1 protein-coding gene is annotated in these 1619 nt (G+C 59.4%); it reads left to right on the plus strand.

Annotation, left to right across the window (positions count from 1 at the left end):
* Nucleotides 1–133 precede the first annotated feature (133 nt).
* Nucleotides 134–1429: an OprD family porin gene (locus PMI37_RS27090; RefSeq protein WP_008087267.1), complete on the plus strand. Its 1296-nt coding sequence runs from the start codon at nucleotides 134–136 to the stop codon at nucleotides 1427–1429.
* The last annotated feature ends 190 nt before the right edge of the window (nucleotides 1430–1619 follow it).

Below are 1619 nucleotides of genomic sequence, written 5' to 3' on the forward strand. Positions count from 1 at the left end.
GCCGCAGCTCCTACAGGGTTATCGTACAACCGAGGGTTGACATTCCCGGGAAACGTAGGAAATATCCGCACCAGCGTTGTACGACGACGTATGACGAATAATAAAAACAACAAACGTAACAGGGAGCGTCACAGTGAGCACACTCGTCTGCAATTCCGTCCGCCCTTCGCGCTTTTCCACACTTCGCCCGCGTTCCACCCTAGGCCTGATCGGCTGCAGCAGCCTCGCCCTCGCCCTGCCAATGAGCGCCGAGGCTGAAGGTTTTCTTGAAGACAGCAAAGCCACGCTGAACCTGCGCAACGCCTATTTCAATCGCAACTTCGTCAACCCGGCCAACCCGCAAGGCAAGGCTGAAGAGTGGACGCAGAACTTCATCCTCGACGCAAAATCCGGCTTCACCCAAGGCACCGTCGGCTTCGGTCTCGATGTGCTGGGCATGTATTCGCAAAAGCTTGATGGCGGCAAAGGCTCGGGCGGCACACAGCTGCTGCCGATTCACGATGACGGGCGCCCGGCCGACAATTTCGGGCGCATGGGCGTGGCGTTGAAGGCCAAGGTATCGAAGACAGAATTGAAGGTCGGCGAGTGGATGCCGGTGCTGCCGATCCTGCGATCCGACGATGGCCGTTCCCTGCCGCAGACCTTTCGCGGCGGCCAGATCACCTCCACCGAAATCAACGGCCTGTCCGTTTACGGCGGCCAGTTCCGCGGCAACAGCCCACGCAACGACGCGAGCATGGAAGACATGTCGATGAACGGCCGCGGTGCATTCACCTCGGATCGCTTCAACTTCGGTGGCGGTGAATACACCTTCAACGATAAGCGCACCCTGGTCGGCGTGTGGTACGCCGAACTCAGCGACATCTATCAGCAGCAGTATTTCAACCTCAGCCATAGCCAGCCGCTGGGCGACTGGACGCTGGGCGCCAACCTCGGATTCTTCACCGGTAAAGAAGACGGCAGCGCCCAGGCCGGCGACCTCGACAACAAGACTGCGTTCGCCATGCTCTCGGCCAAATACGGCGGCAACACCTTCTACGTCGGCCTGCAGAAACTCAGCGGCGACGACGCCTGGATGCGGGTCAACGGCACCAGCGGCGGCACCCTGGCCAACGACAGTTACAACGCCAGTTATGACAACGCCAAGGAACGCTCCTGGCAGTTGCGCCACGACTACAACTTCGTCGCCCTCGGCGTCCCCGGGTTGACCATGATGAACCGTTACATCAGCGGCGATAACGTGCACACCGGGACCATCACCGACGGCAAGGAATGGGGGCGTGAGTCAGAGCTGGCCTACACCGTGCAGAGCGGGCCGCTGAAAAACCTCAACGTGAAATGGCGCAACGCGACGATCCGTCGGGACTTCAGCACCAACGAGTTTGATGAAAACCGGATCTTTATCAGTTATCCGATTTCGTTGTTGTAGGCAGATCTCTTCTTACTCTGTGGGCGCGAGCCTACTCGCGAAGGCGTCCTGTCAGTCGATGCAAAAGTTGCCGCACCGGCCCCATCGCTGGCAAGCCAGCTCCCACAGGTATCGAAGTTATTTTCGATGTCCGTGGCCACCACAAAACTCTGTGGGAGCTGGCTTGCCAGCGATGGCGGCCTGGAGGCCA

Source organism: Pseudomonas sp. GM80, assembly GCF_000282515.1.
Taxonomy (GTDB): domain Bacteria; phylum Pseudomonadota; class Gammaproteobacteria; order Pseudomonadales; family Pseudomonadaceae; genus Aquipseudomonas.